Origin of the sequence: Georgenia muralis (assembly GCF_003814705.1) — a bacterium.
Taxonomy (GTDB): Bacteria; Actinomycetota; Actinomycetes; order Actinomycetales; family Actinomycetaceae; genus Georgenia; species Georgenia muralis.
In genome coordinates this window covers 1,522,304-1,544,318 of sequence record NZ_RKRA01000001.1, presented here as the reverse complement: position 1 = coordinate 1,544,318, position 22,015 = coordinate 1,522,304, and the positions used below count along the sequence as shown (strand labels likewise).

The window sequence follows — 22,015 nt, the reverse complement described above, 5'->3', positions numbered from 1 at the left end:
CCATGACCGCTCGCACCGCGCCCGGCCCGCTCGACCTCGCCGCGGCCGAGATGATGTGGGCCGCGTATGCCGCCGCCCACCCCGCCGTCGTCCGCGCCTGCCCCGAGCACGTGGTGGACCGCTTCGGCGACTCCGCCGAGCTGGCCGACGAGCTGCTCGGCCTCGTCCTGGCCGGCCCGAAGCGGGCGACGGCGGAGCTGGTCGGGGAGTTCGCCGCGCGCGGCGAGCCGCTCCCGCGGGTGGGCTCGCACTGGATCGCCTGCGACGGGGCCGGGACCCCGAGGGTCGTGCTGCGCAGCACGGAGCTGCGGATCGCGACGATCGCCGATGTCGACGAGGCCTTCGCCCGCGACGAGGGCGAGGACGACCGCACCCTCGCATCGTGGGCGCGGGAGCACCGCCGGTACTGGGAGCGCACCTGCGCCGCCCGGGGGGCCGTCTTCCGGGACGACGACGAGATCGTCCTCGAGCGATTCGCCGTCGTGTGGCCGGCGGAGCTCGCGGACTGACCCACGTCCTACATCGGCTCCGCGGACGTCAGCCGCCGTCGGACCCCTTCGCCGCCGACGCTCTCGACGAGGTCGCGCGGCCCCACGAGCACGAGCAGCGACGTCGCGCGGGACATCCCGGTGTAGAGCCGCTCGCGGGCGCGGTCGCCGGTCAGCCCGTTGACGCACAGGACCACCACCCGGCGCTCGAGGCCCTTGAACCCGAGGACGTGCCCGTAGAAGACCTCCTCGCCGTCGAAGTACTCGTCCCAGTAGGCGTCCCAGCCACGCCCCTCGACGAGCTCCTTCTGCACGGGGTGCCGGTGCGCCGTCGTGATGAGCGCGACGTCGCCGGGCTCCCAGCCCTGGTCGAGGAGCTCAGCGACGATGCCGTCCGCGGCGTCGAGGGCGTTCTCCGCCGGGACGTCCGCGACGCGGACCGGCGGGCCGGGGAGGCCTCGGGGGATCATCGCCACCGCTGACATCGAGCCGATGAGCTGCCCGATCTGCTTGGTGTTGCGCAGGTTCTTCGACAGCTGGAACGGGTCGAGGCTGATCGGGTCCTGGCCCTGGCGCGGGAAGACCTTCTGCCCGTCGTCGAGGAACACGAACAGGCCCCCGCGCTCGTCGTCCCGCAGGCAGGCGAGCAGGGCCGGCCACCACGCGTCGGAGAAGTCCTGCGCCTCGTCGACGACGATCGCGTCGAACTTCTCGGCAGGGGGCATTTCGGCGGCGAGCTCGCGCAGCCGGCGCGGCAGCCGGGTCTCGTAGTAGTCGGAGTCGTCGTCGCCGCCGGGCTCGGCGCCCCAGCGCACGGGCAGGTCGTGGAAGAGGCCGACGTAGGCGGGCCGCTCGGACCTGCGCCAGGTCCTGGTCCGCCGTTCCAGGTAGCGGGCGAGGCCCCGGCTGTAGCAGACGAGCGCGACCCGCTCGCCGCGACCGGCCAGCCGCCGGGCCTGCTCCATGGCGAGCCACGTCTTGCCGGTGCCGGCGCCGCCGATGATCCGGGCGCGCCGCCAGTGCTGGATCGCCTCGAGGATCATGCCCTGGTCGGCGGTGAGCTGGTCCGCGACGGTCTCCTGCTCGCGCGCGCGGGTGCGCGGGTCCTGCCGGTCGGCGAGGACGGCGGCGAGGGCCTCGGCGACGGCACGGACGTCGTCACCGTCGGGCGGGGCGTGGCCCGTGCCGTGGAGGTTGATGGCGGCCCTGATGCGCTCGGCGACGTGGTCGAGGTCGACCTGGTCGATGACGATGCCGCGCGGGCAGCCGGGCATCTCCCACGACGGCGGCACGGTCATGGCCGGGAAGGCGACCACGTGGACCCACCGGGCTGCCACCGCGCGCTGCGCCGCGACGCCGTGCTCACGCAACCGGTTGGTGAGGTGGTGGCGGGCGTCCTGGACCTGGGCCACCGGGTCCTCGATCCGGTGGGACCCGCCCGCGCCCGAGGAGTACCAGCCCTCCTCGGTCCGGCCGACCCGCCCACCCTTGACCTCGATGGCCGCGAACCCCACGCCGGGCCAGCCCACGAGGAGGTCGATCTCCCGCTCGCGGGCGCCGTCAAGGACCCGCACCGAGTACCAGACCACGACCTCGTCGGGAAGCTGGTCGCGCAGCGCCTCCCACACCGTCCGCTCGCCGTGCCGGCCGGCGGGGAAGTCGACGTCGGTGGGGAACATGGTGGCCACCGGTCATTCCTATCCCACCCGCAGGCGCCACGGGCCCGGGATGGACCGGTCGCGGGTGTGCGAGCGGTGACGGCTCAGGCGGCGCGGGCACCAGCGACGAGCCCGCGGACGACCTCGGCGAGCGCCGTCGGCCTGATCCCGTAGGCCTGGGCCAGCGGGGCCGTGTCGAGCAGGGAGTCGTACGTCTCGAGCGCTGCGAGGAGCGGTTGGACGACCTCGGGAACCCCGGAGACCGGCTCTCCGGGGGCCACCGTCTCCACCGGCACCTCGCGGCCCAGCTCGTGGGCGAAGGTCGCGACCACGTCCCGCCACGAGAGCGGCTCGGGTCCACCGACGACCAGGGTCCGTCCCACAGCCGCGGGATCGGCGAGCGCGGCGACGGCGTAGGCCGCGACGTCCGCGGTCGCGACGAGCGAGTGGCGGCGTCGTCCCTCACCCACGAGCACCACCGGCCGGCCCGTGAGCGCGGGGAGCCCGACGACGAGCATCGGCAACCGGTCCATGAAGAGGTCGGACTGCAACACGGTCCAGGCCATGGGGCTGCGGCGCAGGCGTTCCTCCACGGCACCCTTCGCTCGCATGAACGGGTCCGGGTGGTCCGGCGCCGCGCCCAGCGGCGAGACGAAGACGAATCGCCCGACCCCGCCGGCCTCAGCAGCGTCGACGAGGTCGAGGTTTCCCCGGAGGTCCACGGCCGCCACGGCCTCGGGCGACCCCTCGGCCGCCGACGTCGCCGTCGTGATGACGGCGTCGACGTCGCGGCACGCGGCGATGAGACCCTCGGGATCACGGAGGTCGCCGAGGACGGGCTCGGCGCCCATGGCGCGCACGACGTCCAGCGCCTCCCGGCGGCGGACCAGCGCCCGGACGACCTCGCCGCGGTCGAGCAGTGCCCGGGCGATCCGGCCGCCCAGCTCCCCGGTGGCGCCGACGACGAGGATCATGAGGTCACCCCGAGGATGCTCGCGACGGCGGCGTCCGCGTCGCCGGCGGCGTCGTCGACGGGCTCGAGGTAGAACCGGGCCCAGGAGAACCTGCCTCCGGCCAGCCCGAGGATGACCACGCCCCGCATCCGGTGGGTGACTCCGTCACGGCGCGTGCCGACGTGCTCCCACTCGGTCCAGACCTCCTCGCCCGCCACCGCCGAGCGGAGGACCCTGGCCGTGAGGTCGGGGACCGCGGCGAAGATCTGCTCCCAGTTCCGGCGGACCTGCGCCGCCCCGCGGAACCCGCGACGGGGGTGAGCCGGCGTCTCGTTGCGGTAGTCCGGCGAGAAACAGGCGACGAGCGCGTCGAGGTCGTGGGCGTTCACCGCCGCGGCCAGTCGGTCCACCAGGACTCGTGCGGACTCACCGTGGCGTTCGCCCATCGGTCTCACACTTTCCGATACAGTTGACTGTACTGATTACAGGAGTATGGAACGAACCATGGACCCGGTCAAGAGCCGACGGCGGTACGACGCGTCCCACCGTCGGGCCCAGGCCGCGCGCGCACGGGAGGCGGTGCTGGCCGCAGCCCGGAGCAGCTTTGTCGACGTCGGGTACTCGACGACCACGGTCGCCGCGATCGCCCGCCAGGCGGGTGTCTCGGTCGAGACGATCTACAAGTCGTTCGGCGGGAAGGCGGCGCTGGCCCGAGCCCTGTACGAGCGGGCCCTCGCCGGCCAGGGGCAGGTGGCGGCGTACGAGCGCTCGGACGCGGTACGGCTGGAGCAGACGGACCCGCGGGCCCTCATGCGGGCGTGGGGCACCCTCACGGCCGAGGTCGCCGAGCAGCTCACGCCGGTCCTGCTGATCGTCAGGGCTGCCGCCGGTCATGACGCGTCGATGGCCACCCTCCTGCGCGACAGCGACACCGAACGACTCGAGCGCATGCGCCACAACGCCCGGTTCCTGGCGGAGCGTGGCTACCTGCGCGACGGCGTGACCACCGAGCACGCCGCCGACGTCATGTGGACGTGCAGCTCGGCCGAGATCTACGAGCTGCTCGTCCTGCGCCGCGGATGGTCGTCCGAGCAGTTCGCCACGTTCGTCGCCGAGACGATGGCGGCGGCCCTCCTGCCCTGACCTCAGGGTCGGTCGAGCCGGAGGTCAGGGCCGGTCGAGCCGGACGTCGTCGAGGACGACGATCCCGCGCTCGTCCGCGCCGCAGAACGTGCCGAAGGCGCGGAAGTAGCTGTCAGTGAGCTCCCAGTCGGGCAGGGCTGCGGCGTCGGCGCGCAGGCCCGTCCCGGTGAGGGTGTCGCCGTCGGTGATCTCGTCGCCGTCCTCGAGGCGCACCCGGTCGCCGTCCTGCTCGGCGCCGCGCGGCCAGACCACCCAGCGCCGTTCGTCGGTCTCGCTGTCGCCGTCGCCGTCGCCGTCGCCGGTCCAGGTGAAGCAGCCGTCCCGCTCGACGTGCACCACCCCGGTCAGCTGCTCGCGCTCGCCCGGGACGTCGTCGGGGTCCACGACCGGCAACCCGAAGCCGCCGAGCGCGTCGTCCGTCGCGTCGGTGCACCCTGCGAGGACGGCCGCCGCGGTGAGCCCGGCGGCCGCGGCACGAGCGACGACCGCACGGTCGACGCCGCCGCCACCACCCGCCGCCCGCCTCACGCGAGGTCCTCACGCAGGCCGCTCGCGCGGCGCACCGGTGTCGTGACCGCCTTGCGGACGGCCTCCTCGGTGCCGACGACCCGCACGGTCGTCGTCGCCCGGGTGACCGCGGTGTAGAGGAGCTCGCGGGTCAGGAGCGGGGAGGTGGCCGGCGGCAGGACGAGCGAGACCTGCTCGAACTGGCTGCCCTGGCCGCGGTGGACCGTCATGGCGTGGACGGTCTCCACCTCGGGCAGGCGGTGCGGACGCACCGCCAGCGGGGCGGCCGGGTCGCCGAACACGGCGATGACCCCGCCGCGACCGTCGGCGACGACGACACCGGTGTCGCCGTTGTACAGGCCGGAGTCGCGATCGTTCGTGGTGACGAGCAGCGGCCGGCCGGGGTACCAGGGCGTGCCGGTCGGGCGCACCCCGGCGCGCGGGACGCCGTCGTGGGCGCTCCGGGCGCGGGCACGCTCGCGCGCGCCCATGGCCTCCTCGACCCACTGCTCCACCTGGTGGGACCAGTGCGCCACCCCGAACGGCCCGCGCCGGTGGGCGACCATGACCCGGTGGCGGGCCAGCGCCCGCAGCGCCGCAGCGGCGTCGCCCGCCCCGGCGGCGGTGACGATGTCCGCCCCGGCGCCGGCGACGTCGGCGCGCAGGGCCGCGAGCTCGGCCTCCGTGGGTCGCTCCCCCGACGTCTCGACGAAGCTCACCCCGGCCCCGCCGGCGCGCAGGAGCCCGAGGACGGCGTCGGCGTCGCCGGCGCGGACGGCCGCCGCGAGCGGCAGGATCGCGGAGTCGCGCTCCTGCCGGTGGACCTTCTCGAGACGCACGACGCCGGATCGCAGCACGCGCAGGTCCGCGGCGTCCTCGGGCATGTCGCCGGGGACGACCGCGCCGAGGGCCTCGGCCGGGCCCGGACCGGGCCGGCCGGCGCGGTGGACGAGGTCACCCAGGACGGCGCCGGCCTCGACGGAGGCGAGCTGGTCCGGGTCGCCGACGAGGACGAGCCGCGCGTCGGGGCGCAGGGCCTCGAGCAGGTGTGCCATGAGGGGCAGGGAGACCATGGAGGTCTCGTCGACGACGACGACGTCGTGGGGCAGGTGGTGGCGGTCGTCGTGCCGGAACCGGGTGGAGCTGTCCGGCCGCCAGCCGAGGAGGCGGTGGATCGTCGTGGCCACCGCGGCAGGTGCGCTACCGCTGATGGTCGCGGCGTCCCGGCTACCAGCGTCGCGGCCCTCCGCACCGCCGGCGAGGCGGACGAGCTCGGCCCGCACGGACTCCTGGAGCCGGGCGGCGGCCTTGCCGGTGGGGGCGGCGAGCGCCACCCGCAGTCCCGGGCCGGCGACCTCCTGCAGCACGGCGACCATGCGCGCGACCGTCGTCGTCTTGCCCGTGCCCGGCCCGCCGGTGAGGACGGTGAACCGGCCGAGCGCGGCCGCGGCCGCGGCCAGGCGCTGGCGGGCGTCGTCGCGGGCGGGGAAGAACCGGCCGACGGCGGCCGCGAGGGCGGCGCCGTCGACGTCGAGCACGCCGGCGCCCAGCCGGGCGTCCACCGCGCGCCGCACGAGGAGCTCCTGGCGCCAGTAACGGTCGAGGTAGAGCCGGTCCCCCGCCCAGCGGACGGGTCGGCTGTCGTCGCCGTCGACCCCGACAGCCACGAGCCGGCTCGCCTCGATGGCCCGCACCCAGGCGTCGCCGTCGGGCCAGGGCAGGTCCTCGACCGCGACCTCCTGCTCCGCGTCCGCGAGGGCGGCGCGGTCGTCGAGGCTGACGCACACCGAACCGGCCCGGACGCCGCGGACGGCGAGCGCGACGGCCAGCAGCACGCGCTCGTCCGTCTCACCGGTGAGGCGGCCCAGCCGGCTCGCGACGTGGACGTCGGCGGCGCCGAGCACGCCGGCGGTGTTGAAGTCCGCGAGCAGGCCGGTGGCGCGCAGCGCCCGCCGCGGGTCGGCGGCGTCGGCCGTCGCCGTCGTTGCCGTCATCGGGTCCCCCCCTCGAGCAGGGCGGAGAGCTCGACGACGAGGGCGGCCGGCGGCTGCCATGCCATCACGCCGTGCGGGGTGCCGTCCGCCACGGGCGTCGCGGGCCCGGCCATGCCGCGCACGAACAGGTACAGCCCGCCGCCCAGGTGACGGGCGGGGTCGTAGCCGCGCCGTCGCCAGCGGAGGTAGCGGTGGAGGGCGGCGAGGTAGAGGAGGAGCTGGAGCGGGTAGTGCGACCGCATCATGGCCGTGGCCATCGCCGCCGGGCGGTAGTGCCCGGTGGTCAGGGGCTCCTCGAAGGAGCCGAGCCGGTTCGTCTTGTAGTCGACGACGACGTAGCGCTCCTCGTCACCGGCGACGCCACCGGGCGCGGACCCCCGCAGCCGCAGAACGGCGTCGATGCTGCCGGTGAGGTACCCACGAAGCCGCGCCTCACCCAGACCCTCGAGCTGGTCGGCGTAGTCGGCGAAGACGTCCCCCGGGCGGAGGTGGCGCCGGAGCAGGGCGGCGACGTCGCCGAGGGTGGCTGCCGCGCCGGTGGGACCGTCGCCCCCGGCGAGCGGGAGCTCGAACTCCAGCTCGGCGAGGCGGTCGGCCGGGGCGACGTCGGCGAGGGTGCGGTCGTCCGCGAGCGGGCCGAGCGGGGTGGCGAGCACGGGCGCGAGGGCGGTCGCGAGCGCACCGGGGTCGAGGCCGGGCACACGGGCGGTGCCGACCTCTGCGCAGCGGCGCCGGAGCTCGTCGCCGAGGTCGGCGGCGCCGGTGTCCACCTGCTCGAGGACGGCGTGCACGATGGTGCCGAACGCCGCCCCGGCGGGCAGGTCCGCCATCGGCGAGGCGAGCTCACCGGCCGGATCGATCACGTCGGCGCCGGCCGCGGCCCCGGCCCCCGCCGCACCGCTGCCCGGTACGACGGCGTCGTCGCTCTCGTCCTGCACCCCGGTGGTCTCGGGCTCGCTGGACACCCCCGCGGTGTGCGCCGCCGCGGTGAGACCGGTGTAGGAGGTGCGTCGCCACGAGTGGTCGAGCTCGCGGCCGAAGACCGCGACGTCGAGGTGCGGCAGGTCCCGGCGGGGCGGGGTCCACCGGGCCGGTGCGGGCCAGGCGGTGACGTTCTCGATCTCGATGGTCCCGCCGCTGCGCGCGGCGAGGTCGGCGAGGATGGCGGCGGCCTTGTCGTCGGTGCCCAGCGCCACCCGGGGCGGCGGTTCCTCGCCCGGTGTGTGGCCGCCGAGGAGCACCCGGCTCAGGGGGCCGGCGGAGGAGTTGGTCGACGGGGCCCAGTGGACCACCACCTGGCTCGCGGCGCGGGTCAGCGCCACGTAGAGCAGGCGCAGGTCCTCCCCCCGTTCCTCGGCGAGGTGCCGTTCGCGGGCGGCGGCGTAGCCGGGGTCCTCGGTGCCGCCGACGTGCAGCACGCGGGTCCCGGCGTCGTCGTGGTGGCCGAGCAAAGGCGGGTTCTTGCTCTCGAACCGGTCCCACCCGAACGGCACGTACACCACCGGGAACTCCAGGCCCTTGCTGGCGTGGACCGTGACGACCTGGGTGGCGGCGGCGTCGGTCTCGAGCCGCCGGCTGCGGTCCTCGGCGTAGTCGCCGTCGGCCTCGTCGATGCGCCGTCGGAGCCAGTCGGTCAGGGCGGCGACGCCGAGCCGGTCGTGGACGGCGGCGAGGTGGAGGGACTGGCCGATGTGCCGCAGGTCGGTGAGGGTGCGCTCGCCGGTGGTCGTGCGCAGGAGCCGCTCCGCGACGCCCTCGGGCCGGCCGCCGCCGACCGCCTGGCGGGCGCCCACGGCCTCGAGGAGGGCCGCGACGCCGCGGTCGGCGAGGACCCGTGCCCATGTGCGCACGTGGTCGGACAGGTCGTCCCGGGCGGCGTCGTCGGCGCCCGCGAGCCGGGCCGCGTCCCACCCGACGAACGGGGTGAGCGCGAGGGCCGCCGCACGCCCGGCGTGCCCGGGCTGCTCCAGCGCGGTGAGGAGGGTGAGCCAGTGCCGGGCGGCGGGCGTGCCGAAGACCGAGACGAGGCCGGAGATCACGGCCGGCACCCCCGCGTCGGCGAGGGCCTGGCGCACCGCGGCGGCGTCGGCGTTGCGCCGCGCGAGGACGGCGACGTCGCCGGGCTGGAGCGGGCGCCAGGTCCCGCCCTCACGGATGCGGGTGCTGCCGAGCCGGCGCACGACGTCCGCGGCGACGTCGGCCGCGACGAGCTGGCGGACCTCGGGCACGCGCGGGGAGCCGGTGCCCTTCTTCCCGAACGGGACCCGGGTGACGTGCCGCAGCCGGACCGGTGCCCCGGCGCCGTCGAGCCGGGAGCCCTGGTGCTCGGCGCCGACGGGCCGGACGACGATCTCGGGGTCGCCCAGGGCCGCACCGCCCAGGAGCGTGCCGAGGCCGTCCACGAGCGGGGCGTCGCTGCGCCAGTTGCGCCCGAGGGTGGAGGTGTCGGCCGCGTCCCGGCGGGCGTGGAGGTAGGCGACGACGTCGCCGCCGCGGAACGCGTAGATGGCCTGCTTGGGGTCACCGATGAGGACGAGCGTGCGGTGGCCGTGGAAGGCGGTGCGCAGGATCTCCCACTGGACGGGGTCGGTGTCCTGGAACTCGTCGACCAGGACGACGGCATAACGGGAGCGGACCCGCTCGGCCGCGGCCGGGCCGTGCTCGGGGTGGACGAGGGCGTCGCGCAGCAGGACGAGGAGGTCGTCGTAGTCGAGGAGCCGACGGGAGCGCTTGCGGCGGACCACCTCGGCCGCGGTCTCGCGGGCGAAGGCGTAGCGGTGCCCGGGCAAGGAGTCGGCGGGGGCGTCGGCAGGCTCGAGGCGAGCCTGGTGGTCCGAGACGGCGGCGCGGCCGAGCTTGCGGGCCTCCGCGGGGGTCAGCGCCGGGGAGCGCTCGGCGGCGTAGTGGCGCAGGTACAGGTCGTCGACCACCTCGTCGACGAGGTCGGCGATGTCCGCGACGAACGTCGGGGTGGCGTCGACGTCGCCGGCGACGCCGAGGGAGGTGAGCATCTGCTGGCAGAAGCCGTGGGTGGTGGTGATCGTGGCGGCGTCGAACTGGGACAGGGCCGTGGTGAGGCGCCGGCGCCGGGCCTGCAGCTCGGTGTCGTCCACGGCGGCGAGGTGCGCGACGAGGGCGTCGTCGCTGTCCCGGGCCGCGGGGTCGCGCAGCGCCCGCTCGGCGGAGACGAGCCGCTCGCGGACGCGGTCCCGCAGCTCCGACGTCGCCGCCCGGCCGAAGGTGACGAGCATGAGCTCGGCGAGCTCGGCCACGCCCTCGGCGACGTACCGGGTGGCCAGGGCCGCGATGGTGAAGGTCTTGCCCGTCCCGGCGCTCGCCTCCAGCACCGTGGTGCCGGTGGGCAGGGCGCCGCAGATGTCGAACACGGGGGCGTCGGTGGTCGTGGTCACGCGGGCTCCGTCTCCTCGTGGGCGAGCAGGGGCTCCCACACCCGGCGGGCGAGGACCCCCAGGCGGCTGCGGTCCTCGGGCCACCAGGGCCGCTCGTCGTCGGTGGGCTCGCCGAGGATGTCGGCGAGGGAGGCCCCGGCCCCCCAGCACAGGTCGTGGTGCTCGTCGGGGAAGCGGGCCGCGGCCGCCCACTCGCGTCCCGCGCTCTCGAGGGCCTGGACCTCGCTGTCCCCGGCGAAACGGCTGGTGCCGTAGGCGCAGGAGACGGGCACCGGCATGGGCAGCGGCTCCCGGGCGGCGAGGGCGCGGAGGTGGACGAGCTCGTCGAGCCGGGCGAGGGCCTGCGCCTGCGCGGGAGCGGTCACCGTGGCGATGAGGGCGCCCGGACGCGTCCCCGGGGGGCGCCCGACGGTGACGGCCCGCCACTGCCCGCCCTGCGCGGCGGCGAGCGCGAGCGCCTGCACCCAGGCGCGCAGCCGGTGCTTGGGCGCGAGCTTGGAGTACGTGGCCCGCACCACCGTGGTGCCGTGGACGCCCGGGACGGTGCCGGTCAGGACGGTCCCGGAGGGCAGGGAGAGCGTGAGGTCGACCGCCCGCGCCTCCCCGGCGGTGTACCGGCCGGCGGCCACCGCGACCGGTTCGACCCGCCCGCCGACGTCGAGCAGGACCGCGCGGCCGAGCTCCTTGGGGGGCACCTCACCGCGGCGCCACTCGGCGTTGAACGCCCGGTTCGGGTCCGCGCCGTCCAGGCGCGCCGTGAGGAGCCGGTCGCCGATCTGCCAGGCCTCGAGCGGGTCGAGCTCGAGCGGGAGCCGATCCTCGACGTCCTCGGTCTCGCCCGCGAGGGAGATCTGGAGCCGGCGGCGCAGGAACCACTTCACCGGGTGCTCGAGCATCGCGACGAGGTCCGCGAGGTCGACGACGGGGCTCTCGGCGCCGGCGTCGCCGTTCGACGCGCGGGAGCCGGGGACGGGGCGCTCGGGCGGGAGCGGTGCCGTGAGGAACGGCCCGCCGCCGCTGCGCTCGCCGCGTCCGGCGAGCGCAGCGGCGTGGGCGACGGCGTCGAAGCTCAGCGGCCCGGGGCGGCCGAGCGCACCGGGGAGGAAGTTGCGCTCGTCGACGACCTGGAGCGGGTGGCGGACGAGCACGTGCTCGCGCACCGGCCGCCCGTCGGGCGAGGCTGCGGCCTGGTCGACGGCGTCGAGGAGCTCCCCGACGGGGACGGCCGGCGGGCGGGCGGCGCCGGTGCGCTCGTCGGCGCCGGAGTACAGCACGACGAGGTGCTCGCCGGCCGCGGCGACGGCGTCGAGGAAGATCTGCCGGTCCTCGCTGCGCCGGTCCCGCTCGCCCACGCACGGGTCGCGCAGGAGGACGTCGTCGCCGTCGGCGGAGGTCCCCCGCGGGAACGTGCCGTCGTCGACCCCCAGCAGGCACACGACGCGGTGCGGGACGGCCCTCATGGGCTCCATCGAGCACATGGTCAGCGCCCCGGTGCGGAAGCCGGCGCGGGTGGGGCGGCCGGCGAGCCGGTCGTCGAGCAGCGCCCGCACGTCGGGCAGCCGCAGGTCCGCGCCCTCGTAGTCCTCGCCGGCGGGGTGGGCGGAGTCGCGGACGTCACCGAGAACCCAGCGCGCCTGGACGCCCTGCCAGTCCTCGGCGGGGTCGGCCAGGAGGGTGAGGGCCCGGTCGAGGTGGTCGAGCCAGGTGCCGAGCGGGTGCGGACCGGCGAGGGTGCGCAGGACGTCGGCGAGGCGGTCGAGCAGCTCGGCGAGCCGGCCGGCGAGGTCGACGTCGGTGCTGTCGACGTCGTCGAGCGGCAGGGCGTGGCCGACGAAGCGGTGGTCCTCCTCGGCCATCGCGGCGCCGAGGAGCACCCGGTCGAGGGCGACCTCCCAGGTGCCCTGGCGCAGGTCGGGCAGGCCGAACCTTGCCCGGCGCGCGCCGTCCTCACCCCAGTGGACGCCGGTCTCGACGGACCAGTCCCGGACCCGCGCGAGGTCGTCGTCGGAGAACCGGAAGCGGCGGCGGACCGGCTCGCCGGCGGCGAGGTCGAGCACCTCGGAGACGGTCACCCGACCGTCGGCCAGCGCGAGCAGCGCCGCAAGGAGGGCGAGGAGGGGGTTGGTGTGGCTGGGCGAGCGGTCGGCCAGCCGGACGCGGAGGAGCTGCCCGGGGTGGGGCTCGGCCGCCGGGCCGGCGGCCGGCTCGTCCACCGCGAGGCCGAACGTGGCGGTGACGAGCGGGGCGATCGTCTCGATGTCCGGGCTCATGACGACGACGTCGCGCGGCTCGAGGGTGTGGTCGTCGGCGAACAGGCCGGCGAGGACCTCGCGGAGCACCTCGACCTGCCGGGCGCGGCCGTGGCAGGCGTGGACCTGAACGCTGCGGTCGTCGGCAGCGAGGCGGTGCGGCCCGGGCCGGGGGTCGTCGGCGCGCAGGCGCTCCTGGAGCGCACCGAGGAGGGTGTGGGTGGGCGCGGACGCGGGGTGGTGCTCGACGACGGCGCCGCCGGGCTCGGCGGTGAGCCGCAGCTGGAGCTCGGTGGCGTCGCGGGCCATCGACGCCAGGAGGGGGTGGTGAGCGTGGGTGCGCTGGTCCCGGCGGCGGGGCGAGGCCGGGCGCGGGGCAGCGGCCACGCGGTCCCACAGCGCCGGGGAGGGGTGCGGGAGCCAGAGGTGGACGTCGCGGTGGACGGCGAGGGCGCGGAGCACGCGGAGCTGGTCCTCGGGCAGCCGGGTGGGGCCGAAGACGGACAGCCGCGCGGGGAGGTCGACGGACGCCGGCCGCTCCGTGAGGGCGAGCAGCGCGTCGGGGAGGTACTCCCCCGGGCTCGGCACACCGATCCGCTCGCGCAGGCGGCGCCACAGCTCGGGCTGCCAGGCGAGGTCCGGCGGGACGGCGGCGCCGGCGCCGTCGTCGTCGAGCCCACGGGCCCAGGCACCGGTCATGCCCGGCCGCTGCGCGGCGTAGGAGTCGAACAGCCGAGCCAGGTGACGGGCGAGGGCGAGCCGCCGGCCGTGACGGACCTCGTCGTCCTCACCCGCGCCGAGGTGCCGGTCGAGGACCGCGCACCACGGCTCGCCCGCGGAGGCGTCGACGACCTCGAGCAGGGGCCAGGTGAGCCGCTCGGTGCGCCAGGGGTCCTCGTCGGGGTCGACGCCCGCGGCGGCCGTGACGACATCGGCGACGAGACGGGCCGGGGAGCCGAACGTGACGTTCGCGCAGATCCCGGCCTCACCGTCACCGGCCCCGAGGTGGTGGGACAGCCGCTGCGCGACCCAGCGCTCGACGCCACGGGTGGGCACCGCGACGACGTCGGCCGCGAAGGCGTCTTCGGGGGGCTCGGTGAGCACGGCGGCCAGCGGCGCGATGAGCGCGTCCGCGCGCTCGGAACGGTGCAGGTGGAGCACCGGTTCACCTCCCGTGGTCGACGGCCCGTTCAGCCTATGACCGACCGGTGACACCCACCGGCAGGACCGGCGGCCGGGCGCCGGTGAGGTGCTCCACGTCGACCGTCCCGTCCCTGTGGAGGACCCGTCGCCCGGCCGGGACGGAGCGCGCATGGTCCGGCTGCGACACCCGGGCTAGCATCACGGCAGGAGGTCGGTGCCGTGAGCGGATCCGGGCGTCGGGTCGTCGCCACGACTCTCCTCGCTGCGCTGCTGGCAGGCTGCGGCGCGCCTGGGACCCCTGGAGCGAGCGATCCCGGCACTCCCGGGCCGAGCGCATCCGGTACCCCACCGAGGACCCTCGGGCCGAGCGATCCCGGGGCCCAGATGCGACCCGAGCTGATGGAGCTCTCGGCGTCGCAGGTAAACCCCGGGCAGACCATCGAGGTCCGGTTCCCCCAGGAGACCGCTCGGGGCATCGCGTGGGTCCTCGAGGAGCAGGACGGCGAGACCTGGCAGGCCCGCTACTACCTGACCGCCGTCACCGACGGCTACGGCGCCGGTTCCCCCTCGTGGTGGTCCGTGGACGACGACGAGGGCAGGGGGTGGGAGGACATCGGGATCGAGGGCCCCGGGCCCGACACCCTCACCATCCCGGACACGGTCCAGCCCGGCGTCTACCGCCTGTGCACGGCCAACAGCCTCCAGAACATCTGCACCACCCTGGACATCGAGTAGGTCCGGCGGACGCCCGGCAGCGATCGTCGTCGACGACGACGTGCCGTCATCACCAAGTCCATAGTGCACTCCTATACTTGGACGATGGACGGGAGCGAGCTGCGGGCGCTGCGGACCAAGCACGGGCTCACGCAGACGGAGGTCGCGCGAGCGGCCCGCATGCACCAGCCGGACCTGTCCGCGCTCGAGAACGGCCGGCCCACGAGCGACGCGCTCCTGACCCGGGTGGAGGGTGCGATCCGTTCACTCCTGCGCCCGGGGCCGACCCTGCAACGCCACCGCGCCGAGGTCCGCACCCTGCTCGAGTCGATGGGCGCCCAGCGGATCCGGGTGTTCGGGTCGACGATCCACGGCACCGACCAACCCGGGTCGGACGTCGACCTCCTCGTCGACGCACCGGAGGGCACCGGCCTCATCGCCGTCATCAGGATGGAGGAGGCGGTGCGCGCCGTGCTCGACCTGCCTGTCGACATCGTCGTGGACGACCCCGCGACTCCCGCGCTCACGACCGCCCGCGCCGAGGCGGTGCCGCTGTAGTGGAGGGCAAGGACGACCGGTACGTCGAGGACATCCGCGTGCACCTCCGGCTCGCCGACCGTCTCGTGGCGAAGGGCCCCGAGGCGTTCTTCGACCCGGACGAGCCCTACCTCTTCCTCGCAGCCAAGGCCATCATCATCGACGTCAGCTCGGCCGCGTCCCTGCTCACCCCGGCCTACCGCGCCTCGCACCAGGAGGTGCCCTGGGTGGAGCTCCGGCTCATGCGGGACAAGCTCGCACACCACTACCAGTCGATCGAGAGGCGGGTGGTGTGGGACACCCTCAGGTACGACCTTCCCACGATCGGACGTCAGCTCACCGACGGAAGCTGAACGCACACCTCAGGCCTCCAGCAGCTCGCGGATGTCGCCGGCGCTCAGCGGCGCCGAGAGCGCGCCGCCCTCGTCGACGACCTTGTCGAACAGGTCGCGCTTGCGGGCCTGGAGGGCCAGGACCTTCTCCTCGATGGTGTCCTCCGCGACCAGCCGGTAGACCATGACGCTCTTGTCCTGGCCGATGCGGTGCGTGCGGTCCACGGCCTGGGCCTCGGCGGCGGGGTTCCACCACGGGTCGAGGACGAAGCAGTAGTCGGCCTCCGTGAGGTTGAGCCCGAAGCCGCCGGCCTTGAGGCTGATGAGGAACACCGGCGCCTGGCCGGTCTTGAACTCCTCGACCCGACGGGCTCGGTTCCGGGTGCGTCCGTCGAGGTAGCAGTAGTCGACTCCCCGCTCGTCGAGCCGGTCGCGGACGGTGGCGAGGAAGCTCGTGAACTGGCTGAAGACCAGGGCCCGGTGGCCACCGGCGATCACCTCCTCGAGCTGCTCGAGGAAGACGTCGGCCTTCGACGAGCGCACCGACGCGTACTGCTCGTCCACCAGGGCGGCGTCGAGGCTGAGCTGGCGCAGCAGGGTCAGCGAGCGCAGGATCGTGAACCGGTTCTTCTCGACGTCGTCGAGGAGGCTGAGGACCTTGCGCCGCTCGCGCTGGAGGTGGGTGTCGTAGACCTTGCGGTGGCGCGGGTTGAGCTGGACGTGGAGGACCTGCTCCTGCTTGGGCGGCAGGTCGGGGGCCACCTGCTCCTTGGTGCGGCGGCGGATGAAGGGCCGGATCCGCGCGCGCAGCGTGGCGAGGCGCTCGGGGTCCGTGCCGCGCTCGATCGGCCGGCGGTAGACCTCGGTGAAGACCTGCGGGTCGGGGAACATCCCCGGCGCGACGATGGACAGCAGCGCCCACAGGTCCATGAGGCTGTTCTCCAGCGGCGTGCCGCTGATCGCGAGCTTGAAGGGAGCCGCGAGCCGCCGGGCGCACTGGTAGGTCTTGGCCTGGTGGTTCTTGACGAACTGCGCCTCGTCGAGCACCAGGCCGCTCCACGCGAGCCCGCGGTAGGCCGCCTCGTCGATGCGGAACAGGGCGTAGGAGGTGACGACGAGGTCCGCCTCCGCGACGTCGCCGGCGAGCGGGCGGCCGGACTTGCGCTGCGTCTCGGACAGGGTGACCACCCGCAGCCCCGGGGCGAAGCGGCCCGCCTCCTCCGCCCACCCGGCCACGACGGAGGTGGGTGCGACGACGAGGACGGGCGCCGTCAACGACCCGGTCTCCTGGGCGCGCAGGATCATCGCGAGGGTCTGGACGGTCTTGCCCAGGCCCATGTCGTCGGCGAGGATCCCGCCGAGGCCGGCGTCCCACAGGTGGCTGAGCCAGCGGAAGCCCTCCTCCTGGTAGGGCCGCAGGGTGGCGGCGAGGCCTGCGGGCACGGCGGGCGGGTCAGCGGCGTGCCCGGCGAGGAGGCGGTCCACGGAGGACGCCCACCGCGCGCTCTGTGCCTCGACGACGCCGAGGGCGGCCAGCTCCTCCCACAGCCCCACCTGGTAGCTGGTCATGCGCAGGGGGCCGTCGGCGGCCGGCCGGTCGGTGAGGTACCGCGCCTCCTCGATGAGGCGACGGAGCTGGTCGAGCTCGGGCCGGTCGATGCCGAAGTACGTGCCCGAGTCCAGGACGAGGTGGTCCTCGCCGCGGGCGAGGGCGACGAAGAGCCGCTCGAAGGGGATCTTCTCGCCGTCGATCTCCACGCTCACCCCGAGGTCGAACCAGTCCCCCTCGGCCTCGGTGGCGGAGAGCCGGATGACGGGCACGGCGTCGGAGCGGCGGTAGGCGGGCGGGGTGCCGACGACGTCGACCTCGACGCCCTGCTCCCGCAGGCCCGGAAGGGTCTCCTCGCTGAAGACGGCGGCGTCGAGCCCGCGCAGCACCAGGGTGGGGGCCGGCCCGATCGGCGCGGGGCCGGTGGGGCCCGGGCCGGCGCGGAGGATCTCGGGCAGGTCGAGGCCGCTGAGCAGTCGCTGCTCCCCGGTGCGGTCCCGTCCGGCGCCGCCGCCGGACCCCAGCGGCACCCGGCGGGTGCTGCGGCCCGTGTCGTAGCGGACGTCCCACTCCAGGGTGAGGTGGTGGTCCTCGGCGTACGTCAGGGTCAGGCCGAGCCGGGGCGGGGCGACCTCGGGCAGCTCGACCGACCCGTCGGAGCGCACGGGCACGAGTCGTCGCAGGGCGGGGTAGTACTCGGCGAGGAAGCGCTCGGTGTCCTCGGCCGGGACGTGGAGCGTACCGGCGGCCAGCAGGCTCGTGGCCCGGCCGGTCAGGGCGCGCGCGAAGGGCGCGAGAACGAGCTCGCCGCGGTCGACGACGACGCCGTGCGCCGGTGAGCCCACCAGGGCGAGCCGGGGCTCACCGTCCTCGGGCGGGGCGGCGGAGACCTCGCCGGGCCCGTCCGGGCCGTACCCGTCGGGCAGGTCGACGACGGCCGTGGCGGTGAGGGCGCCGTCGTCGCCGCGCACGAGGTCGAGCGCGACAGCGGCGGGAGCGTCGGCGAGGACCACGCCGCCGGTGGCCCGGGTGTCGACGAACGGCACTCCCGCCTCGGCGGCGGCCCGCAGCAGGGGCCACAGCGCCGGACCGAACTCGTCAAGGTGGACGTCGCCGCCGGTGTAGCCGGTCGGGCGGTGCGCCTCGTGCAGGGCGTGGAGGGCCTCCCGGTGCGCCTCGACGCGGTTGTGCGCCCCCCAGCGGAACGCGAGGTCCCGCCAGCCGATGCCGGTGCGGACCCAGGCGGACCGCCGGCCCGGCACCACCGGGCGCAGCCGGACCCGCAACGAGTCGGGGTCCCCGCGGAAGCCCGGCACCACCATGGGCTCGAACTGCAGACCGATGGGCTGCTCGACGCCGTCGGGCTCGCCGTCGTCGTCGACGACGCGGGCGAGCAGCCGCTCCCAGGAGGGGGTGCGCCGCCGGTCGGGGGCGAGGTCGGTGCGGGCCGCGACCAGCACGGCCGCGACGTGCTTGCAGCTCACCGCGACGGGGCAGGTGCACCGACCCTGGCTGAGCCGGGTTCCGTCGCCCACCTGGACGATGGTCTGGTACCGGCGGCCCTCGCTGCCTGCGACCTCGGCGAAGAGGACGCGTCGGTCCGGGTCGGAGGTCAGCCAGGTGACCCGCCCCTCCCGGGCGTAGAGCCCGCCGCGCACGAACGCGCCCGGCCCGACGGCGGCGAGGATGTCGTCCTCACCGGGCAGGTCGGGCCAGGTGCGCAGTTCCGCCACGGGCACATCTCCAGCGTAGGTGGCGCCGCCCACACCGCCGTGCGCTCGGGCGGCGCTCGGCGTCAGGTGCTCGCTGCCCGACCCTCAGGTGCTCACCGCCGACCCCCCGGCGGGGCGGTGAGCCACGCGACCTCCCGGCGCAGCAGCTCACGCCGGGAGGCACTGGCGAACGAGCGGTGGTCGTGGCCGAGCGCGTCGTACAGGACTCGTCCCGGCCCGGGGGCCACCCACACCACGGGGTGCTCGCGGCCCTCGTGCTCGGTCGTGAGCAGGACCGTCGAGGCGGGGTCGACCTCGAGGTCGCAGTAGCGCTCGTCGAAGGCGGTGACGTCGCCGAGCCCGGCGGTGACCGGGTGCGCGTCGGTGACGGTGAAGCGAGCCTCACCGATCGGCGGGTGCATGGAGACTCCCGGCACCCAGCGGCCGCCCAGGCGCCGCGCCCACGCCGGGGAGTCCGTGAAGGTGTTGGCCGAGGCGTGCAGGGCGAGGAGAGGCACCCCGAAGCCCACGAGAGCGTCGAGGGCGGCGTGGAACCGCGACCAGTCCTCGTCCGTCCCGTCGAAGTCGGGGTCGGTGCGCCCGGTACCCGCGACGACCACCACGAGCCCGGGACGTCCGGCGCCGGTCGCGACGCCGTCGAGCGCGCCGGGGAAGGTGCCTCGCACGGTCACACCGAGACCGCCGTCGGCGAGGACCTCCACGACCTCGTGGGCGACGGCGGCGTGGTCGTGCCACGGGTCCTCGTACCGGCCGCGGCCGACGAGCACGAGCGCGCTCACGCGCTCGTCCGCGCCCGCGCCGTGATCGCCCCCAGCTGCACCGTGGTGCGGGCTCCGTCGTGCCACCTGACCAGGATATGGGAGGGTGCCGCTCGAGCGTCGGTGCCGCCGGGGCCGTGGTCCGGGCACGGGACCGCCCGGCCGTTCAGAGCCGGAGCACCGCCTGGACCGGCTCGTGGTCGGAGGGGCCCGCGCCGTCGAACCGTGCGACGTTCACGCCGGCCGCGTGCACGTGGACGTCCGGCGTCACCAGCAGCCAGTCGATGCGGGGGCCGCCGGGAACGGGGTCGCGGTAGCGCGAGAACGTGCCCCACGCGGGGGTCAGGCGCCGCTCGGCCACGTCCCACGAGTCCACCAGGACCCCTCCTCGGGTGAGCTCGCGGTACGGGCCGGCCCCCACGGGGGCGTTGGCGTCCGCGAGCACGACCACGGGGCGGTCCGCGGCGACGACGAGGTCGTGGATCATCCGCGCCGAGGCCTCGCGCGCCCGGCCGGAGAGGTGGTCGAGGTGTGTGCTGAGGACGAGCAGCTCGGCGCCGGTGGCGAGGTCGGTGAGCTCGGCGGCGACGACGGCGCGCGGCAGGAGGTTGCCCCAGGTGCGCGAGCCGGGGACGTGCGGTGTCGCGGACAGGGCGTGGTGGGTGTGCGCGGAGACCCGCAGCCGCCCCGCGTCGTAGACGAGCGCGGCGTGCTCGTCCACGCCGGCGGCGTCACGGCCCCGCCCCACCCACCGGTAGCCGGGTCCGAGGCTCGCGGTGACGAGCTCGAGCTGGTCGGGCAGCGCCTCCTGGACCCCCAGGACGGCGGGCCGCTCGGCGTCGAGGAGGCGGCGCACGAGGTCCTGGCGGCGTGACCACAGGTCCGGGCTCCGCCGGCCGAGGTGACGCACCCGCCGCCGCACGTTCCAGGTCATGACGTGCAGGTCCGGCGCCCGCACCGGGCCGACGAGCGGGGCGTCCATGGCGCCCAGTATGGGTGCGGGTCGGCACCCATCCGGACGACGCCCAGCTCCGAACCGCTCGACGACACCGCCCGTGCGATCCCGGAGGACCACCATGACCCCCAACCCGCCGCCCCTCGCCCCACGGACCCCGACAGCCGTCCCCGACGGCGCGACGTCCTAGGGGACCGGCCATGGCCTTCGACATCGACCGTTTCGCCCGCGACTCCGTTCCCGTCGGCTGGGACGACCTCGACCTCGACGTCTTCCGTGATGAGCCGCTCCCGCCGCAGACCCTGCGAACCCTGCGCTACATGTGCGACGTCGAGTACCACACGGTGTGCTACCTGCGGGACATGCTCGTCACCCCCTCGCGCAGGGACGGGGAGGTCAGCGCGTTCATGACGATGTGGAACCGCGAGGAGTTCTGGCACGGGGAGGCGCTCGCGCACGTCCTGGGCCTGCACGGGATCACGGTCGCCTACGACGAGGTCAAGGCGCGCCGGGTCAAGCTCGGCTGGCGCGACCGGATGAGCCCGGTCAAGCAGTCCGTGCTGTCCAACCTCGCGGGCAAGGACTTCGTGGCCGTGCACATGGTGTGGGGCGCGGTGAACGAGCGCTCGGCCGCCGCCGCGTACAAGAGGCTCGCGGCGCTCGAGGCTCACCCCGGACTGACGGCTCTGCTGCGCCGGATCGCCGGGCAGGAGTCCAAGCACATCGCCTTCTACACCACCCAGGCCCGTGCGCGGCTGGCCGAGAGCCCCCGGGCCCAGCGCCTGGCCCGCCTGGCGCTGCGCACCGCGTGGCAGCCGGTCGGCTCGGGGATCTCCAGCGACGCGGAGGTCAGTCACGTCATGGGCCAGCTCTTCGCCGGCCCGGAGGGCCGCAAGGAGGTCGACGCGATCGACCGCCACGTCGCCGCGCTGCCGGGGATGGCCGGTCTGACGATCGTGGCCGACGCCCTCGAGAGGGTTGCGGCGTGAGCGCCGGGGCGCCGTCCACGGACGGGAACGTCGTGGCCACGGCCGCCTTCGACGTGCGCGCCTACACCACCGACCCCCGGGAGATCCGCCCCTCGGACGCCGGCCTCGACGCGCTGACCGGGCTCACCCCGACCACGCTCGACGTCGTCGCGGACCTCTGGCGCGTGGAGCGCTCATTGCTCGACCTCCTGCGCGACGTCCTCGTCACCCCCGCCCACGCCGACCCCCGCGTCACGGCGTTCCTCATCACCTGGACGTACGAGCAGTTCTGGCTCGCCGAGACCCTCGCGGCGGTCCTCGAGGCGAACGGCCGCCCCGCGACCGAACCGCCCGGCGGTCCGCTCGGGCGCCTGCGACGGACGTGGGACGACCGGGCCCGCCCCACGGTCGCGGCCGTCCGGACGAACCTCCTCGGCGCCGACGTCACCGCCGCGCACCTCGTCACCGCCTGGCTCGACGCCGCCGCGCTCACCCACACCTACCGTGCCCTCGCGGCCGAGGAGCCCCGCCTGGAGCCGGTCCTCACCCGCGCCGGCGCGGTCAAGGCACGGCACCTGGCCTTCTACGCCGACGACGCCACGCGCCGGCTGGCCGCGAGCGCCGGCGCCCGCCGCCTGGCCCGGCGGGCCGCCGCCCGGTGGCGCTGGCCCGGCACGCGGTACGCCCCGGTCACGGCCGCCACCGCACGCCTGGTCACGGGTCGCACGGCTGCGGGCACGGCGGGGGTCGGCCCGTCCGAGGTCGGTCTTGCGCACCTCGACGAGACGGTCGCCGCCCTGCCCGGCCTGGCCGGCACCGCCCCGGTGCGCGGCGCCGTCGACCGGCTGGGGCGGCGTCGCCGACCGGCTGTGGCGGCCTCGCCACGCCGCGCCTGAACCGCCGCTCACCACCGCTCCGCAGATT

At 75.6% G+C, this 22,015-nt stretch carries 17 protein-coding genes; 7 read left to right on the top strand and 10 right to left on the bottom strand.

What is annotated here, in order from left to right; translation table 11 throughout:
• Positions 1–2 precede the first annotated feature (2 nt).
• Positions 3–509 (top strand): ASCH domain-containing protein, encoded by a 507-nt coding sequence (locus EDD32_RS06790; RefSeq protein WP_123916092.1) that lies wholly within the window; start codon positions 3–5, stop codon positions 507–509.
• An 8-nt stretch (positions 510–517) separates the two neighbouring features.
• Here the strand turns inward: EDD32_RS06790 and EDD32_RS06785 are convergent, their stop codons facing one another.
• The 3 genes from EDD32_RS06785 to EDD32_RS06775 form a co-directional block, all read right to left on the bottom strand.
• Positions 518–2,167, bottom strand: coding sequence for a nuclease-related domain-containing DEAD/DEAH box helicase (locus EDD32_RS06785; RefSeq protein WP_123920272.1), 1,650 nt, complete (start codon positions 2,165–2,167; stop codon positions 518–520).
• A gap of 83 nt (positions 2,168–2,250) precedes the next feature.
• Positions 2,251–3,120 carry an SDR family oxidoreductase gene (locus EDD32_RS06780; RefSeq protein ID WP_123916090.1) on the bottom strand — a complete coding sequence of 290 codons (870 nt, stop codon included), beginning with the start codon at positions 3,118–3,120 and terminating at the stop codon, positions 2,251–2,253.
• Complete coding sequence (locus EDD32_RS06775) at positions 3,117–3,545, bottom strand: nuclear transport factor 2 family protein (protein ID WP_123916088.1); 429 nt, start codon at positions 3,543–3,545, stop codon at positions 3,117–3,119. The genes EDD32_RS06780 and EDD32_RS06775 overlap by 4 nt, the downstream gene beginning before the upstream one ends.
• Before the next feature lie 58 nt (positions 3,546–3,603).
• On the opposite strand from EDD32_RS06775, the gene EDD32_RS06770 reads away from it, so the two are divergent.
• Positions 3,604–4,242: a TetR/AcrR family transcriptional regulator gene (locus tag EDD32_RS06770; protein ID WP_246006018.1), complete on the top strand. Its 639-nt coding sequence runs from the start codon at positions 3,604–3,606 to the stop codon at positions 4,240–4,242.
• Positions 4,243–4,266: 24 nt separating this feature from the next.
• Here the strand turns inward: EDD32_RS06770 and EDD32_RS06765 are convergent, their stop codons facing one another.
• Genes EDD32_RS06765 through recC form a run of 4 tightly spaced genes read right to left on the bottom strand, consistent with a single transcriptional unit; the run spans position 4,267 to position 13,563 of the window.
• Positions 4,267–4,770 (bottom strand): hypothetical protein, encoded by a 504-nt coding sequence (locus tag EDD32_RS06765; protein WP_123916084.1) that lies wholly within the window; start codon positions 4,768–4,770, stop codon positions 4,267–4,269.
• The gene (recD, locus tag EDD32_RS06760; protein WP_123916082.1) at positions 4,767–6,743 is read right to left on the bottom strand and encodes an exodeoxyribonuclease V subunit alpha; all 1,977 of its coding nucleotides are present in this window, start codon (positions 6,741–6,743) and stop codon (positions 4,767–4,769) included. The genes EDD32_RS06765 and recD overlap by 4 nt, the downstream gene beginning before the upstream one ends.
• Entirely contained in the window at positions 6,740–10,153 is a 3,414-nt protein-coding gene (locus EDD32_RS06755) for a UvrD-helicase domain-containing protein (RefSeq protein WP_211338754.1), read from the bottom strand. Before EDD32_RS06755 ends, recD begins: the two co-directional genes overlap by 4 nt.
• Complete coding sequence (recC, locus tag EDD32_RS06750) at positions 10,150–13,563, bottom strand: exodeoxyribonuclease V subunit gamma (protein WP_123916078.1); 3,414 nt, start codon at positions 13,561–13,563, stop codon at positions 10,150–10,152. The genes EDD32_RS06755 and recC overlap by 4 nt, the downstream gene beginning before the upstream one ends.
• A 366-nt stretch (positions 13,564–13,929) precedes the next feature.
• Between recC and EDD32_RS06745 the strand changes: the two genes are divergently transcribed.
• The 3 genes from EDD32_RS06745 to EDD32_RS06735 all read left to right on the top strand — a co-directional run bounded on the left by EDD32_RS06745 (position 13,930) and on the right by EDD32_RS06735 (position 15,149).
• Complete coding sequence (locus EDD32_RS06745) at positions 13,930–14,280, top strand: hypothetical protein (RefSeq protein WP_170175237.1); 351 nt, start codon at positions 13,930–13,932, stop codon at positions 14,278–14,280.
• A gap of 84 nt (positions 14,281–14,364) precedes the next feature.
• Complete coding sequence (locus tag EDD32_RS06740; protein ID WP_123916074.1) at positions 14,365–14,817, top strand: nucleotidyltransferase domain-containing protein; 453 nt, start codon at positions 14,365–14,367, stop codon at positions 14,815–14,817.
• Entirely contained in the window at positions 14,817–15,149 is a 333-nt protein-coding gene (locus EDD32_RS06735) for a HepT-like ribonuclease domain-containing protein (protein ID WP_123916072.1), read from the top strand. The genes EDD32_RS06740 and EDD32_RS06735 overlap by 1 nt, the downstream gene beginning before the upstream one ends.
• Before the next feature lie 9 nt (positions 15,150–15,158).
• On the opposite strand, the gene EDD32_RS06730 is transcribed toward EDD32_RS06735, so the two are convergent.
• The 3 genes from EDD32_RS06730 to EDD32_RS06720 all read right to left on the bottom strand — a co-directional run bounded on the left by EDD32_RS06730 (position 15,159) and on the right by EDD32_RS06720 (position 20,150).
• Entirely contained in the window at positions 15,159–18,416 is a 3,258-nt protein-coding gene (locus tag EDD32_RS06730) for a DEAD/DEAH box helicase (RefSeq protein ID WP_211338753.1), read from the bottom strand.
• An 86-nt stretch (positions 18,417–18,502) separates the two neighbouring features.
• Positions 18,503–19,255, bottom strand: a complete 753-nt coding sequence (locus EDD32_RS06725) for a ThuA domain-containing protein (protein ID WP_246006017.1) — start codon at positions 19,253–19,255, stop codon at positions 18,503–18,505.
• Positions 19,256–19,334: 79 nt separating this feature from the next.
• On the bottom strand, positions 19,335–20,150 hold the full coding sequence (locus EDD32_RS06720; protein ID WP_123916070.1) for an endonuclease/exonuclease/phosphatase family protein: 816 nt from the start codon (positions 20,148–20,150) through the stop codon (positions 19,335–19,337).
• 173 nt (positions 20,151–20,323) lie between these two features.
• Between EDD32_RS06720 and EDD32_RS06715 the strand changes: the two genes are divergently transcribed.
• Both EDD32_RS06715 and EDD32_RS06710 read left to right on the top strand, forming a co-directional pair.
• The gene (locus EDD32_RS06715) at positions 20,324–21,112 is read left to right on the top strand and encodes a ferritin-like domain-containing protein (protein ID WP_123916068.1); all 789 of its coding nucleotides are present in this window, start codon (positions 20,324–20,326) and stop codon (positions 21,110–21,112) included.
• Positions 21,109–21,987 (top strand): hypothetical protein, encoded by an 879-nt coding sequence (locus EDD32_RS06710; RefSeq protein WP_123916066.1) that lies wholly within the window; start codon positions 21,109–21,111, stop codon positions 21,985–21,987. The genes EDD32_RS06715 and EDD32_RS06710 overlap by 4 nt, the downstream gene beginning before the upstream one ends.
• Positions 21,988–22,015 lie beyond the last annotated feature (28 nt).

What these genes read in the sequence shown, in the direction of transcription:
- EDD32_RS06790 (WP_123916092.1), top strand. Translation starts at nt 3, where the DNA reads ATGACCGCTCGCACCGCGCCCGGCCCGCTCGACCTCGCCGCGGCCGAG.
- EDD32_RS06785 (WP_123920272.1), bottom strand. Translation starts at nt 2,167, where the DNA reads ATGTTCCCCACCGACGTCGACTTCCCCGCCGGCCGGCACGGCGAGCGG.
- EDD32_RS06780 (WP_123916090.1), bottom strand. Translation starts at nt 3,120, where the DNA reads ATGATCCTCGTCGTCGGCGCCACCGGGGAGCTGGGCGGCCGGATCGCC.
- EDD32_RS06775 (WP_123916088.1), bottom strand. Translation starts at nt 3,545, where the DNA reads ATGGGCGAACGCCACGGTGAGTCCGCACGAGTCCTGGTGGACCGACTG.
- EDD32_RS06770 (WP_246006018.1), top strand. Translation starts at nt 3,604, where the DNA reads ATGGACCCGGTCAAGAGCCGACGGCGGTACGACGCGTCCCACCGTCGG.
- recD (WP_123916082.1), bottom strand. Translation starts at nt 6,743, where the DNA reads ATGACGGCAACGACGGCGACGGCCGACGCCGCCGACCCGCGGCGGGCG.
- EDD32_RS06745 (WP_170175237.1), top strand. Translation starts at nt 13,930, where the DNA reads ATGCGACCCGAGCTGATGGAGCTCTCGGCGTCGCAGGTAAACCCCGGG.
- EDD32_RS06740 (WP_123916074.1), top strand. Translation starts at nt 14,365, where the DNA reads ATGGACGGGAGCGAGCTGCGGGCGCTGCGGACCAAGCACGGGCTCACG.
- EDD32_RS06720 (WP_123916070.1), bottom strand. Translation starts at nt 20,150, where the DNA reads ATGGACGCCCCGCTCGTCGGCCCGGTGCGGGCGCCGGACCTGCACGTC.
- EDD32_RS06715 (WP_123916068.1), top strand. Translation starts at nt 20,324, where the DNA reads ATGGCCTTCGACATCGACCGTTTCGCCCGCGACTCCGTTCCCGTCGGC.